This window comes from Companilactobacillus nuruki (assembly GCF_002872255.1).
Taxonomy (GTDB): domain Bacteria; phylum Bacillota; class Bacilli; order Lactobacillales; family Lactobacillaceae; genus Companilactobacillus; species Companilactobacillus nuruki.
The window spans coordinates 142,605-156,976 of record NZ_NIPR01000005.1 but is presented as its reverse complement, the minus strand read 5'-3'; the positions used below and the strand labels follow the sequence as shown (position 1 = coordinate 156,976).

Annotated in this window: 14 protein-coding genes; 7 read left to right on the top strand and 7 right to left on the bottom strand. The window is 36.5% G+C overall.

What is annotated here, in order from left to right:
* Positions 1-7: 7 nt before the first annotated feature.
* From CBP76_RS02940 to CBP76_RS02930, 3 genes are all read left to right on the top strand, one after another.
* The gene (locus CBP76_RS02940) at positions 8-352 is read left to right on the top strand and encodes a PTS lactose/cellobiose transporter subunit IIA (protein ID WP_102195437.1); all 345 of its coding nucleotides are present in this window, start codon (positions 8-10) and stop codon (positions 350-352) included.
* Between the two features lie 13 nt (positions 353-365).
* Entirely contained in the window at positions 366-1,793 is a 1,428-nt protein-coding gene (gene lacG, locus CBP76_RS02935) for a 6-phospho-beta-galactosidase (protein ID WP_102195436.1), read from the top strand.
* A gap of 130 nt (positions 1,794-1,923) precedes the next feature.
* Entirely contained in the window at positions 1,924-3,648 is a 1,725-nt protein-coding gene (locus CBP76_RS02930; protein WP_102195435.1) for a PTS lactose transporter subunit IIBC, read from the top strand.
* 247 nt (positions 3,649-3,895) lie between these two features.
* Here CBP76_RS02930 and CBP76_RS02920 read toward each other — a convergent pair whose 3' ends face one another.
* The 4 genes from CBP76_RS02920 to CBP76_RS02905 all read right to left on the bottom strand — a co-directional run bounded on the left by CBP76_RS02920 (position 3,896) and on the right by CBP76_RS02905 (position 9,384).
* Positions 3,896-6,346: a hypothetical protein gene (locus CBP76_RS02920; RefSeq protein ID WP_102195433.1), complete on the bottom strand. Its 2,451-nt coding sequence runs from the start codon at positions 6,344-6,346 to the stop codon at positions 3,896-3,898.
* Between the two features lie 267 nt (positions 6,347-6,613).
* Positions 6,614-7,753: a trans-sulfuration enzyme family protein gene (locus CBP76_RS02915; RefSeq protein ID WP_102195432.1), complete on the bottom strand. Its 1,140-nt coding sequence runs from the start codon at positions 7,751-7,753 to the stop codon at positions 6,614-6,616.
* A gap of 243 nt (positions 7,754-7,996) precedes the next feature.
* Complete coding sequence (locus CBP76_RS02910) at positions 7,997-8,656, bottom strand: histidine phosphatase family protein (RefSeq protein WP_102195431.1); 660 nt, start codon at positions 8,654-8,656, stop codon at positions 7,997-7,999.
* 71 nt (positions 8,657-8,727) lie between these two features.
* Positions 8,728-9,384, bottom strand: a complete 657-nt coding sequence (locus CBP76_RS02905; RefSeq protein ID WP_102195430.1) for a histidine phosphatase family protein — start codon at positions 9,382-9,384, stop codon at positions 8,728-8,730.
* Positions 9,385-9,495: 111 nt separating this feature from the next.
* On the opposite strand from CBP76_RS02905, the gene CBP76_RS02900 reads away from it, so the two are divergent.
* From CBP76_RS02900 to CBP76_RS02885, 4 genes are all read left to right on the top strand, one after another.
* The gene (locus CBP76_RS02900) at positions 9,496-10,116 is read left to right on the top strand and encodes an NAD(P)-dependent oxidoreductase (protein ID WP_102195429.1); all 621 of its coding nucleotides are present in this window, start codon (positions 9,496-9,498) and stop codon (positions 10,114-10,116) included.
* Positions 10,117-10,124: 8 nt separating this feature from the next.
* Positions 10,125-10,574 (top strand): flavodoxin domain-containing protein, encoded by a 450-nt coding sequence (locus tag CBP76_RS02895; protein WP_102195428.1) that lies wholly within the window; start codon positions 10,125-10,127, stop codon positions 10,572-10,574.
* Between the two features lie 151 nt (positions 10,575-10,725).
* Positions 10,726-11,394, top strand: a complete 669-nt coding sequence (locus CBP76_RS02890; protein WP_102195427.1) for a sunset domain-containing protein — start codon at positions 10,726-10,728, stop codon at positions 11,392-11,394.
* Entirely contained in the window at positions 11,394-12,227 is an 834-nt protein-coding gene (locus tag CBP76_RS02885; RefSeq protein ID WP_102195426.1) for a DNA/RNA non-specific endonuclease, read from the top strand. Before CBP76_RS02890 ends, CBP76_RS02885 begins: the two co-directional genes overlap by 1 nt.
* A 106-nt stretch (positions 12,228-12,333) precedes the next feature.
* On the opposite strand, the gene CBP76_RS02880 is transcribed toward CBP76_RS02885, so the two are convergent.
* The 3 genes from CBP76_RS02880 to lacD all read right to left on the bottom strand — a co-directional run bounded on the left by CBP76_RS02880 (position 12,334) and on the right by lacD (position 14,362).
* The gene (locus CBP76_RS02880; protein WP_102195425.1) at positions 12,334-12,735 is read right to left on the bottom strand and encodes a MerR family transcriptional regulator; all 402 of its coding nucleotides are present in this window, start codon (positions 12,733-12,735) and stop codon (positions 12,334-12,336) included.
* 215 nt (positions 12,736-12,950) lie between these two features.
* Positions 12,951-13,265, bottom strand: a complete 315-nt coding sequence (locus CBP76_RS02875; RefSeq protein WP_102195424.1) for a hypothetical protein — start codon at positions 13,263-13,265, stop codon at positions 12,951-12,953.
* 101 nt (positions 13,266-13,366) lie between these two features.
* Positions 13,367-14,362, bottom strand: a complete 996-nt coding sequence (gene lacD, locus CBP76_RS02870; RefSeq protein ID WP_102195423.1) for a tagatose-bisphosphate aldolase — start codon at positions 14,360-14,362, stop codon at positions 13,367-13,369.
* Between the last annotated feature and the right edge of the window lie 10 nt (positions 14,363-14,372).

Here is a 14,372-nt window from a genome sequence, read left to right as displayed (position 1 = left end):
ATTTCTGATGGCTACTAAAGAAGAAATTTCAATGACAGGATTTTCAATTGTTGCGTATGCGGGAGACGCCAAGACTAGTTTGATCGAGGCTTTACAGCATGCGCAAAAAGGTGAATTTGCTAAGGCTCAAGCTTGTGTTGATGAAGCTAATCAATCAATTGTCGATGCACATAATGAACAAACAAAGTTGTTAAGTAAAGAAGCTGGCGGTGAAGACATGGATGTAACCTTTATCATGGTTCACGGTCAAGATACTTTGATGACAACGATGATGTTGATGGATGAGGTTAGATTCTTTATTGATGAGTACAAGCGAATTGATAAGATTGAAAAGAATTTAGGAATCAATTAGAGGAGGTAATGCTGTGAGTATTGAATTAAATCGTGTTAAAAAGTTACCAAAAGATTTTATCTGGGGTGGTGCTACAGCAGCTTATCAAGTTGAAGGTGCTACGAAGGTTGATAATAAGGGTAAGACAATGTGGGATGATTATTTGAAAGCTCAAGGGCGTTTTGCCCCAGACCCTGCTAGTGATTTTTACCACTTATATCCGGAAGATATAGCCTTATCAAAGAAGTATGGTCTGAATGCGATTAGAATATCAATTTCTTGGACAAGAATTTTCCCTAAAGGTTATGGTGAACCAGTTCAAGCAGGAATCGATTATTATCACCGGTTGTTTAAAGAATGCATTGATAACGGCGTTACTCCATATGTATCGTTGCATCATTTTGATTCACCAAAGACGTTATTCGATACTGGGGATTGGTTGAACCGTAAGAATATTGACTATTTTGTTGATTATGCAAAGTTCTGCTTTGATGAATTTAAAGAGGTTAAGCATTGGTTTACTATCAATGAGCTGATTTCTTTAGCATATTCACAATATATTCAAGGGAATTTCCCACCTAATCACCATTTTGATGTTACTAGTGCTATTCAGGCTGAACATAATGAATTACTAGCTCATGCAAGAGTGGTCAATTTGTTTAAAGATGGTAATTATGATGGCAAGATTGGCTTGATCCATGTACTTCAACCAGTCTATCCATATCCTAATACACCTGAGAATCAGCATGCGGCCGATCTTAGTGATGCCTTTATGAACGCTTTCTTACTAGATGGTACTTTTAAGGGTGAATATACTGAGAAAACAATGAAGTTGATCAAGGAAATTCTTGATGCCAATGATGCTAAGTTAGATATTGAACCTGGCGATATGGATATCTTGAAACAAGCTTCAACTAGAAATGATTACTTTGGCCTTAATTACTATCAACCATCATTTTTTGCCGCATATAACGGTAATAGCACTAATCATTTCAATGGAACTGGCGAGAAGGGTACGACATCGTTTAAATTTAAAGGAGTTGGTCAAGCAGTTAAAAATCCAGATATCCCAACGACAGATTGGGATTGGAATATCTACCCAGAGGGACTATATGATATTTTGAAACGAGTTAGTGCAGAATATCCAAACAGTAAAGAAATCTTCATTACTGAAAATGGTCTTGGTTTAAAAGAAGAACTACCAGATAATGTCACTGATGATACGATCATTGATGATGATAAGCGAATTGATTTTGTTGACCAACATTTGGCGGCCATCTTGAAAGCACGTAATGAGGGAGTCAACGTTAATGGTTACTTTATATGGTCGTTGCAAGATCAGTTCTCATGGGCCAATGGTTATAACAAGCGTTATGGTTTATTCTTCGTTGATTTTGCTACACAAAAACGTTATATCAAGAAGAGTGCTTTGTGGTATAAGGCACTTGCTGATACAAAATAGCTTCTAGTTGTGGATTGTTACTATTAGATTAGGCATGACCGCAGTTGGTGCTTGGTACTTTGTCGTACCTTGCCCAATTGCGGTCATTTTTTTATGAATTTTTTCAAAACAATAAAAGAGGGGTGTTATCATGCAATTTATTATTGATAAATTGGAAGCTCATCAAAAGTTCTTTGATAAAATTTCGAAGAATATTTATTTGATGGCTATCAAAGATGGATTTTTGGCAGCTATGCCAATTATCTTGTTCTCAAGTATTTTCATTCTAATTACCTCCGTTCTTCCGCTGGTTGGTATTCATTTACCAGCAGCTTTGAACGATTGGTGCAACAAGATCTATAACTACACCATGGGATTCGTTGGACTTTATGTTGCCGGAACTACTGCTAAGGCTTTGACAGGGTCCAAAAACCAACGTATTAAAGGTGGACGCTTCATAAACTCTACTTCAACAATGATGGCTTCAATGTGTGGTTTCATGTTACTAGCCATTGGTACTACTAAGAGTGGTGCTTATATTGGTGATTACTTTGGTACAAAAGGTCTTTTGTCAGCCTTCGTATCAGCTTTTACTACCGTCGCAATTTATAAGTTCTGTGTTGAAAGAGATATTACTATTAAGATGCCTAAAGAGGTTCCGGGTGCCATTGCGCAAAACTTCCGTGATATATTCCCATTCTCATTTTCAGTTATTGCTATGGGTATTGTCGATGCATTAGTACGTCTATGGCTTCATGTTCCATTTGGCGAAATGCTAACAACTTTGATTTCACCATTATTCAAAGGAGCAGAAAGTTATTGGGGGATGGCTATCATTTGGTTCCTTATCCCACTATTCTGGTTCATGGGTATCCACGGACCTTCAGTTGTAAAACCTGCGCTAGAAGCTGCACTTTATGGTAATACAACCGCTAACTTAGCCTTATTCAAGTCAGGTCATTTTCCATACCATTCACTAACAGAAAACTTTGGTAATTTTGTTGGTGAACTTGGTGGTACAGGTGCTACTTTTGTTGTTCCATTTATCTTTATTCTTTTAATGAAATCTAAACAATTGAAGGCTATTGGTAAAGCCTCGATTGTTCCTGTAATGTTTGCTGTTAACGAACCATTATTGTTCGGTGCACCAATTATTTTGAATCCTTATTTCTTTATTCCATTTGTTCTATCACCAATGGTTAACGTTGTCGTTGGTAAAATGTTTATTGATCTATTACATATGCGTGGTTTCATGTATGTCTTGTCATGGGCATTACCAGGGCCTATCGGTATTTTCTTGAATACTAATATGCAAGTAGTTTCATTATTGTTGATCGTAGTTCTATTGGCATTAGATACTTTGATCTACCTGCCATTCTGTAAAGCTTATGATGCTTCACTTGTTAAACAAGAAGCTGAAGTTGATGCTAAAGAAGCTGCCGCAGGAGCCATTGAAACAACAAGCGAAACACCCGTTACAGCAACAACTACACCTACTGCAACCGTTGCAGCAACAACAGAAAAAGATTCATCAGAATTTAATCTCGACCATCAAGTTAAAGTCTTAGTTTTATGTGCTGGTGGTGGAACTAGTGAACAATTAGCCAATGCCTTAATGGACGGCGCTAAAGAGTATAACGTTCCAATCGTTGCCAGTGCTGGCGCTTATGGTTCTCATCATGATGTTCTTCCAAATTATGATTTGGTTGTCTTAGCTCCACAAGTTAGAACATATTACGATGATCTAAAGGCTGATACAGATCGCTTAGGTATCCAGTTAGTTGCTACAAAGGGTCAACAGTATATTGCTTTAACACGTGATTCTAAGAAGGCTTTGAACTTTGTCATGGATAATTTGAATAAGAAGGAAGATTAATCCTTCGAGGCGAAGATATGAAAAACTTTTGGACTGTTCAACATATCTTTTTAGGTATCCTTATGGATGCCTTTTTTATTTGTCAGATAACTTATAATATAAATTTACAACGAGAACGTAGACTTTTCCAAGTAAAAAAAATGCTCCTAGTAATCGAGGTTGAAGTGAACCCCTTGGTTGGATTTCTCCAACTCAAGGGGTTCACTTCAAAAAGTGGTTATTAGATTGGTTTTTAGTTGTTGAATATTTAAATACTATCATAAAGTGTCCAGTTGATAGTTCCATCATAGGTACCAGCTTGATTAGTACCACTAGATTTCAAAAGGACACCACTGTCACCAGTCCAAGTAGAATCAATATCAGTTGTAACTGGATCGTTAGAAATTGTTTGTCCAGTGGCTATTTGAACATCATTGCCAGTTAGTGAATAAGAATTGTTACCGGTTTTGAAAATCAATGAACCATTGAAGTCTGTGGAACCACTTTGTAATTGAGTAGAGTTAGCCATTAATTTCCAATTATTTCCAGAACCGCGACTGTCTAAGACTGATAAGTCCCAGTTACCGGAACGACTAATTACCTGGTCTTTTCTGGTTGTGTTAACTGTTTTGAAGCTTGCAGCCTTTGGATATTCGCTTATGGATAGGCCGCCATCTTTAGTTGAAATATAGAAAGTCTCAGTTCTTGATCTAATCTTGCCCGTGGCACTATCAGCAATATAGATTCGAACTGTGTTAGTGCTATTTATTAGTTGCTCCTTAGTAAGGCTATATATAACCTGTCCTTGGATAGTGGATGTATCAGTCATAGGGGTCAGAGTGTAATCATTACCGTTGACGCTAGCGTGAATAGTCATATCTTTATTTTGTAGTGTTTTAGATGTGTCAGCATAACTAACAGTACCTTCGATTTTTGTACCTTGTCCTTTATTGATAGTAGTGTAAATATCGGTCTTTGGTGTAAAAATCAGATCAGGATTTTTAATTGTAAATACAGGTGAATCAACATTGGCAATTCCGTTATCACCAATGAATCTTGAGTGAGTTGAGGATACCGTGGTATCGCTAGTTACACTACCTGCCACACCGTTGATTGAATAAGAAGCAGTTGATGTGTCACCAGTACTCATACTGCTTGGTAGTGCATATTCTAGGACTGTATTACCGTCGGAATCGGTGGTAATAGCCGATGATGGAATTTTCTCAGACGTTCCGCCAACACTCACCTTGCCGATATTACCATCGCTATCAGGAGTGAAGGTAACGTTCTTTGGTAAGATAATATGACTCTTAACACCAGTCCAAGCTTCATTACCATCTTGGTATGTTAGATTATACTTCAAGTTAAGTTGGTCGCCTGAGTAAGCATAATCAGAACTTGATTTTAGGCTATCACCGCTAGAAGTATCTGTGAAATCTGTTGTTACATCTGTTTCAGCAAAACCGGGAATTTGTTCAAAAATTACTAAACCGTTCATGGCTTCGGATCCCGTTGCTCCGGTAAATCCATATAATAACTTATTGTCAGTGACGTTTCCGAATGTATCTGGGGGTATGGTAACATGTCCGATTACTTGACGATCTGAGCTAATATCCTTACCATCAGTACTTTTATCGTTATAGTGATATTCAATATAATTGTTGGGGATGTCTATCGTTATGGTAAGATGACGCCAATCGCCATTAGCAAATCCAGTATTAGCAGTATCATCAAATAGAGAATCTACATCTAATTCTGATAGTCCACTGGTTGGCATAGTATGATTTTGAGTATAGTAATATGCACTCTTAGGATTAGTTAATCCAAGTGTATATGTAGTATTTAATATTTTTTGTGTGTTTGAAGTATCATACCAGGACATTTTACTTGATTTATAAGCGTCAGGATTCCCCGGGAAACCTGAAGCAATATGTTTACCTAAACCAATATCGAAAGAATTAGCAGGTCCAGTACCATTTAATAAATCGTTACCATTTATTTTTGCAGTGGCATTCTGTTGGACTGTTTTATCAGGAAGAGGCGTAGTATGTAGAAAACTATCACCATAGAGAGCATCTTTAGAAATATCCATGGAAGAGGAATATGTATTATTGTCAGATAAAGCATCAAATTCCAAAGCCCAGCTGTTTTGTATTGCATTTGAAGCAACAGCTTTGGTATCAGCTGATGATCCATAGTGATCATAACCCCAAACACCAAGAGTTTCGCCATTATTTATTTTTGATAAATCAGCCTTTGTCGCAATGGCATTTGTTTTGCGAGAGTCATTTTGAAGGACGAATGCTAACCCGTCACCTAATGGATTGCCTCCAACTTTGGACATATTTAACCACATGGAAATTGTTTGCTTTTTATTTGTACTAATATAGTTATTACGATCAGGATCACCCCAGATACCTCCGGCTTGGATCCCACCATTTGTAATTTGAACAACACGTTCTGGATTGGGAAGATCATTAGTAGCTGAAACAACTTTGCTACTAACGGCAGGACTATAGGCAACACCATTCGCATCTTTTTCAGGCATTTTAAATCGGCCGTTACTCAAATCAATGCCCTGTGGAGCAGTGCTTAAAGCCCTTGTAAGATTGGCGTTTGTATCTGCCGCATTAACTGTCAATCCCAAGAAGGGATTAACAAAAGTCGAAAGTAAAAAGACACCAATAATAATGAAATAATATTTCTTCGAACGTTTCATGAGACCCCTCCTAGGATATTTATACATCTACTATAATATAACGATAACAATTGTGAAGTATCTCAATTTTTATAATAAATTTATATATAAAATGATGGAAGCACTGATAAAGTAGGAAAAAATTGTCCATTACGGATATATAATAAAAAATCAAATTATTGATTATCTTTGATCTAATATAAAAAGCTTTCTCTACTGAGAAAGCTTTTTATATATATTAATTAATAATGTTAATATTCTGAATATGTTTTTAATTAGATAAAGAGATCAAATTTTATTAAATGCTTGCTTCAAATCATCGACCAAGTCCTCTTGATCTTCGATACCAACGGATAATCTAATCAATTCATCAGTAATACCACTCTTTAATCTAATATCTCTGGGGATAGCAGCATGGGTCATTATTGCAGGAACTTCGATCAGGCTTTCAATTCCACCAAGACTTTCGGCAAGATCAATTAATTGAAGACTTTCAACAAACTTCCTCGTGTCCAATCCGGGTTGTAGTTCAAACGATATCATTGCACCAAAATTACGCATTTGTTTCTTGGCAATATTGTAATCTTCAGAGTTTGGGTTTCCTGGATAATATACTTTGGCAACTTTTTTGTTACTAAATAGGAAGTTATATATATCTTGAGTATTTTCATGATGGACACGCATTCTGGCTCCAAGAGTCTTGATACCACGCATTAATAACCAGCTATCGTCTGGTCCTAGGACGCTACCGATTGAATTTTGTAAAAAGGCTAATTCTTCAGCAATATCTTCATCACTTGTGATAGCTAAACCAGCAACTACATCACTATGACCGCCGAGATATTTGGTTGCACTATGAACAACGATATCAACGCCTAATTGAAGGGGATTCTGATTGTATGGTGTGGCAAAGGTATTATCAACGATTGTTTTTAATTGATGTTCCTTCGCAATCTTGGCAACAGCTGCTATATCTGTAATTTTTAGTAGCGGATTAGTCGGCGTCTCAAAATAAATTGCTTTAGTATTATCCTGAATAGCTGCTTTGATTGCAGAAAGATCTCTAGTATCAACAACAGTGAATTCTAGTCCAAAGCGTTTGAGGACTTTGTTAACGAGTCTGAAAGTTCCACCATAAACATCGTTGCCAATGATAATGTGATCACCACTAGAAAATAATGAAAAGACTGTGTGGATAGCCGCTGATCCTGATGCAAAAGCGAATCCAGCAACTCCACCTTCGAGGGTTGTGACCAATGATTCCAAAGCATTACGTGTGGGATTACCAGTTCGAGCATATTCCCACTTTGGTTCGCCACCAAGTTTGTGTTGATGAAAAGTTGATGAGCGATAAATGGGAATTGAAACTGCTCCAGTAGCTTGATCTTCGCTGATTCCACCGTGAATAAGTTTTGTATTGAATTTCATAATAAATTTCTCCTTTGATTTTTGAGCGTAAAAAAAGGGTGCAAATCGAATTGATTTGCACCCTACGCGTATACCAGTAGTCTAGTCTGATTTTAAGCACTCAAACTGACGGTACGCATAGAATGCGTGCCGCAACAACATGTTGAAAATGTTTGAGTATTGTTCAAAATCATTGTCTGGACCTCCAAGTAATTGATGAATTGAGAATATATTAATTGTTTTACTTTGTCAAATAAATATTTTTTAATTAAGCATTTGATTGTAGCTAGTAACTTTGTTGGCACCGTTATCCCTCTCTAACATTGTCAAACTAGAATTTTTAGGACTAACCGTTATATCAAAGCCCCCATCGTTATAGCGGTCAGTAATTGAACGAATGGTTGTCCCATGGCTTACCAAGAGAATTTTGTCACCATCTTTAGCAATTTTGTCGATCTTATCAAATCCCTTTTCGACACGAGTCCAGTATTCTTCAGCATTTTCGGCATCGTGGAAAGGATCTGCTTCTTTCATGAAATCTTTAGTGGCATCCATACCATGTTGTGCGATGATTTCTGCAAAAGTATCGGCACCATGTGGTTTACCTACCATATACCAAGCCTCAGGTGAATTCATACCTTCAAAGTAACCATAGAATTCTTCACGAAATTCCATCAATTTTTGAGGTGTGATTTTATTGTGGTTAATATTTTCGTCGACAATTAGTTTGCAAGTATCAATTGCTCTTCTAGCATCTGATGAAAAGGCAGCTGCGAAATCAACGTCTTTTAGTGCTTTAGCAGCTTGTTTAGCTACCTCAACCCCATCAGGAGCTAGCGGAGTATCCGACCAGCCTTGCATTTTGTTGTAACGATTGAACCAAGTACGCCCATGACGTACTAAGTAGATTTGGTATTTTGCCATTATTAATAAAACCCCCTCGATTTGTTTAAGTTACTTATTTATCTTACTATAAAATTCTAATCTACTCCAAGTTAAGGTTCAATTAAAGATTGATTATACTTAGTAATCTTATTAACACCGTTATCACGTTCAAGCAAGGTCAAACTGGCATTTGCGGGGACGTCGTTCAACTCTATGTCAGCGGTTTTGTATCTGACAGCCAATCCTAAAATAGTAATACTGTGAGTTACCAAGAGAATCTTATCGCCGTCTTTGGCAACTTGATCGATTTTTTTGAAACCTCGCTCAATTCGACTCCAATACTCTTGGGAGTTTTCAGCATCATGTAACGGATCAGATTCTTTAACAAAATCCATTGTGGCATCAAAGCCATATTTTTGAACGATTTCAGCGAAGTTTCTGGCATGATGAGGCTTGCCAATCGCAAACCAGGATTCATCAATACTGCGACCTTCAAAATAACCATAAAATTGTTCTCTAAATTCAGATAACTCTTGAGGAGTTAAATGATTCTTATTACGTCTCATGATAATACGGGATGTATCAACGGCACGTTTCATATCTGAAGTAAATGCGGCTTTAAAATCAACGCTTTTTAAAGATTCAGCTGCTTTTTGAGCAACCTCAACCCCTGAATCGGTTAATGGAGTATCTGACCAGCCTTGCATTTTCTCGTATTCGTTGTACCAAGTTCTACCATGTCTTACTAAATAAATTTCATATGCCATAAAGATTGCCTCCTAGTAGGATTAGTTTACTATAATTGGTGCTTATCTTTAGTGATTTTGCTTGAAATTGTGTAAAGTGAAACTGTTGATATAACTTGGAGGTAACGAATTTTGAAAATAGCAGTTATTGGTGCAAATGGTAAAGAAGGTTCTTTGATTGTTAAAGAGGCCATTAGTAGAGGGTTGGATGTAACCTCAATTGTACGTGATGCAAAGAAGTCACCAACAGAAGATTATTTGGTTCGCGATGTATATAGTTTGCAAACTGAAGATATTAAAGAATTTGATGTCTTGGTTGATGCATTAGGCTTTTTTGGTCCTGCAGTAAAAGAATACGTGCCTGCCATGAAACGCTTAATTAAGATCCTGACGGGATTAAAAACAAGATTATTGGTTGTTGGCGGTGCTGGTTCTTTATACGTTGATGAGAATCATGATAAGCAACTATATCAAGAAGAAGATTTTCCAGCTGCGGTAAAACCTTTAAGTGAAGAAATGGGTAAATCATTAGATGTCTTACGTGATAGTTCAATTGATTGGACATATATTAGCCCAGCCGCAATGTTTGATGCTAAAGGTGAAAGAACTGAAAAATATGTTTTGGCTGGTGAAGAGTTAACTTTTGATACTGAAGGAAAAAGTGAAATTAGTTATGCTGATTATGCGATTGCTATGGTTGATGAAATTATTAATAAGAAACATCCAAATGAACGTATAAGTGTTAGATGGTAGGTGGACAAATGAAAATTTTATTAACTTATACCAGTATGACTGGTCGAAATGAGAAGATAGCAAAATATTTGGCTGATTATCTCAAGGAAAAACAAGCTGAGGTTGACTTAAAACAAATTATTGAAACTGACGCGTTTGAAATGGATCAATATGATGCGATTATTGTAGAAACATATACTTATCATGATGGCGATGTTCCTGATGAGGCAGAGGACTTCTATGATGATTTAAAAGACGTTGATTTAAGTAGAACTAAGTTTGCGGTATTAGGTTCTAGTTCAAAGGGACATATTCATTTTGGTAGAGCCGTTGATTACTTTACGATGGCGTTGAATTCAGCTAATGGAGAACAAGTCGCTGATTCGGTCAAAATTGATCAGGACCCTGATGATGATGATTTTAAACGAGTACGCGAGTTAGGAGATCGAGTTTTGAAAAGTGGAGAAAAATTCGATTAGTTTATAAATAAACACGGTCTAGTAACTATTTATGATAGTTGTTAGACCGTGTTTTTGTGTTTGAAATTATTCTTGAATTTTGAAATCATCCTTGTGTCAAGATATTATCTTCGATAATATGAAAGTATAAAATATATAGGGGGATAAGGGGATGACTGATTTTATAAGCTTTTTGGCTTTTATAGCGTTGTGCTATTTTGGTGTGAAAATATTTAAATATCGGAAGACCAAGGTCAAAAATCGAAACGAATTAGCTTTACGAAAAAAATATCAAATAGGATTATTCATTAGTATTCTAGTAATGTTAGTTTTTGCAGGAATTGGTGGTTCAAATGATAAAACGGATACTAGTTCTAAAAAATCTGCCGATACGGCTAAAGTAGTAAAGAAAAAGTATGTTGGCAAAGATGATTATAAGATTGCTAAAAAAGAAAACGTTGCCTTAATAGCAAAAGAAAAAAAGCTATCAGATCAAGAGGAAAAACTTCAAGAACAAAAAGATCAAATATCTTCGGATGAAGCCAAGGCTAAAGAACGTGAACAACAACAGGCGGCTGCAGCTCAAAAGCAACAGGAACAACAGGCTAAAGAAGCACAAAAACAGCAAGAACAGGCTCAATCACAACAACAAAGTCAACAAGCAACTCAAACTCGTGGGGATATGAACACAGGAGATACTGGGACGATTGTTGGCAATTCGAATTCACATATTTACCATGTTCCAGGTCAACGTGGCTATAACATGAATTCATCGAATGCGGTTTATTTCAAAACTGAGCAGGATGCTATCAATGCCGGTTATAGGAGGTCGAAGGTCTAATGAAAAAGTTAACTAGGATATTGTTATTAATGACTTTAGTACCTTCGATAGCACTATTAACTGATAATGGTCAAATAGTAACGGCTAAAAATAAGACTGAAATTGTTAAGGATTATTCATATCAGAAGAAAACCAAGAAGTTAGTAACAAAAAATAAGAAACTCAAGCAATCTATTACAGAATTACAAAAAGAAATTCAAGATAACCAAAAATTTATTAGCGAACACACTAATAAACCAGACCCAACTGCCGATACTACGGATTTAGCAAATATGAATTATAGCGGTACACAAGAAATTATCGTTAACGATAATAAACCTAATTTTTCTCAAGATGATTTGAGTACTGCTAAGGGTGCTTGGCAACAGTATGGCGATTTGGATAATCTCAATAGAGTCAGTGCTGCCAATGCGTTATTAAATATATCTTTGATGCCAACAGCTAAAAGAGAGCCACTACATGTAGACCCAACGGGGTGGCATAATAAGAAGATTAATGGCGGTTGGTTATACAATCGTAGCCATTTAATCGGTTATCAATTGACAGGTCAGAATAATAATCCTAAGAATTTGATGACGGGTACTCGTTCATTAAATAGTCCGGAGATGTTGGCTCATGAAATGGATATAGCTTATTATCTGAAGCAGAGTGGCTCACATTACGTGAGATATCGTGTTACGCCAATCTTTCGTGGGGATGAGTTATTAGCTCGTGGTGTTCAAATGGAAGCTCAATCTGTTGGTGATAATTCGGTTCAATTCAATGTTTATATTTTTAATGTGGAATCTGGAATTACTTTGAATTATACGGATGGAACTAGTCAGGTTGGATGATTAAGAGATAGTTCTCAGTTTGTGGATATTAAAGTAAATAGAGCTAGTAAGGTCATAATTTGATTTTACTAGCTCTATTTTGTTTTGAATTACAGAATTTTAGTTTTTATAAACTAAACCGACGAGCAGCACTCAAACTATCCCGTTTTTTCTTAGCTATAATATCTTCGTCTAATTTAATTTTAAGATCAATACGTTTAAGCGTATCGGCTGAGCTAAGCATTCTTTGATTGGCCTTGATACGTTGTTCTAAAAGTATTTGATGGCGCTTTTTCAATGCAGCAGTGCTGGGGTCCTGACTTAGTTCGATAAATTTTTTTATTTCAGCTAAAGACATTCCTAAATCCCGTTGAAACTTGATACCCTCTAACCAAACTATTGCTTCGTCATCGAAAATTCTTTGTCCGTCAGTATCTCTTTTGAGAGAAGGAATCATTTCTAAATCTGAATAATAACGGATTGTAGCTACTGGTAGACCTACTTTTTTACTTACATCTGAAATCTTCATGATCGGTCACATCCTTTGAAAGGCGATAATGTAGATTAATTTTGCATTGATAATAGCACTTTTATTAATTGGACAAGAAGACGCTTTGTAAAAAAAAGGGCACACAAAAAGGACTGGATGACCACATCCAGCCCTTCTTTGGTACAAGACAGTCGAGATAACCGTCTATTAATTACGTACCACCATTAAGTATAACAGATAAAATAGATAATAATTTATTTTTTTGCTTTATTAGTTGATTTCTTGAAAATAGAACTAATAATAAATATAAGTACGACCACCATAACCACAAATGTGACTATCGTGTTAATGTAACTTAAATTGGCTGGCAGTTTAACAAAGTTCATCAAAGTTAAATATATACAATATAGTGCAATAAAAGTTAAAAGAACTGTATCCATAGTCCAGACTTTCGACTCGTTTCGATGTGAATACTTAGAGATCATATAAATGATATAAACGACTATCAATAGGACAGCGACCATTGATGTAATAGCATTTCGTGCAAGCTCAAAGTTAGCAGGTACCATGTGATTTCCCCCTTGGTAAATGAAAAACTGGATAATCCTGAACAACGCGTTTGTTCAAGAAAACCCAGTTTATTCAAAATAGTTAGTTTAAAAGTTTTAAATTAGTCTTTTGAAACTTTTTCTTTCCATGAAGTTGCAGTTTCAGCAAGAACTTCGTTTAATTCTTCAATGTTCTTCTTACCTTGATCGTTCATCCACTTCTTACCAGCTTCTTCGCCGTCTTTAGCAAATGGTTCGATAGCACCTTTCCATGTGGCACGTCCACATAGAACACCATTGAACTTAGCGTCAGCGTCTTTAGCTAGGTGTAGTTCATCTCTGAAGGCCTTAGCAGAAACACCGGCACTCAAGAAGATATATGGTAAGTCTGTAGCATCACTTTGTTCCTTGAAGTACTTGATAGCTTCGTCCTTTGTGTAAACAACAGGATTGTCGCCGTTAAATCCTTCAACGTAGTCAAGGTTAATAGGAACTTCAACCTTCAAAACATCAATGTGATATTGTGGCTTTGAGAATTCTTTCATAGCTTCGATAACCTTGTGAGGCTTTACCTTAGCATATTCGGCACTCTTAACGTCACCGATTGAATCATCGTATGTAACCAATTCAACGAAGAAAGGAATATCTTCAGCAACACATTCGTCACCGACTCTTTCTACAAAGGCTTCTTTTTGGTCAATAATTGATTTATCTTCATCTGGGTCGATGTATAGCAAGAACTTGATTGAGTCTGCTCCGGCTTCCTTAAGACGACGTACTGACCATACTGAAATCAAATCTGGCAATCTACCAGGTTCAGTTGCGTCATAACCTGTCTTTTCATATGAAACCAAAAGACCTGAACCATCAGCTCTAACTTTAGATGCTGGAAGACCATATTCTGGGTCCAAAAGGATAGCTGAAGCATAAGGTGTCAATTCACTTGAAATAGCTTTCTTGAATTCAACGATATCTTCTTCGTTAGCAGGCTTGTTTGCGGCTGCTGCTAACATCTTCTTTAGTGATCCACGTTGGTCAATAGCAAGAGCTGCAATAACTCCGTTCTTGTCAGACATTTTTTCTAGTGCTGCGTACTTTTTTGGTGTTGTCATATACATTCATTCCTCC

Coding starts and splice junctions, on each gene's coding strand:
- CBP76_RS02905 (WP_102195430.1), bottom strand. CDS start 9,384: ATGGCATATGAAATTTATTTAGTAAGACATGGTAGAACTTGGTACAAC.
- lacD (WP_102195423.1), bottom strand. CDS start 14,362: ATGTATATGACAACACCAAAAAAGTACGCAGCACTAGAAAAAATGTCT.
- CBP76_RS02895 (WP_102195428.1), top strand. CDS start 10,125: ATGAAAATTTTATTAACTTATACCAGTATGACTGGTCGAAATGAGAAG.
- CBP76_RS02930 (WP_102195435.1), top strand. CDS start 1,924: ATGCAATTTATTATTGATAAATTGGAAGCTCATCAAAAGTTCTTTGAT.
- CBP76_RS02920 (WP_102195433.1), bottom strand. CDS start 6,346: ATGAAACGTTCGAAGAAATATTATTTCATTATTATTGGTGTCTTTTTA.
- CBP76_RS02890 (WP_102195427.1), top strand. CDS start 10,726: ATGACTGATTTTATAAGCTTTTTGGCTTTTATAGCGTTGTGCTATTTT.
- CBP76_RS02885 (WP_102195426.1), top strand. CDS start 11,394: ATGAAAAAGTTAACTAGGATATTGTTATTAATGACTTTAGTACCTTCG.
- CBP76_RS02880 (WP_102195425.1), bottom strand. CDS start 12,735: ATGAAGATTTCAGATGTAAGTAAAAAAGTAGGTCTACCAGTAGCTACA.
- CBP76_RS02910 (WP_102195431.1), bottom strand. CDS start 8,656: ATGGCAAAATACCAAATCTACTTAGTACGTCATGGGCGTACTTGGTTC.
- CBP76_RS02875 (WP_102195424.1), bottom strand. CDS start 13,265: ATGGTACCTGCTAACTTTGAGCTTGCACGAAATGCTATTACATCAATG.
- CBP76_RS02940 (WP_102195437.1), top strand. CDS start 8: ATGGCTACTAAAGAAGAAATTTCAATGACAGGATTTTCAATTGTTGCG.
- CBP76_RS02915 (WP_102195432.1), bottom strand. CDS start 7,753: ATGAAATTCAATACAAAACTTATTCACGGTGGAATCAGCGAAGATCAA.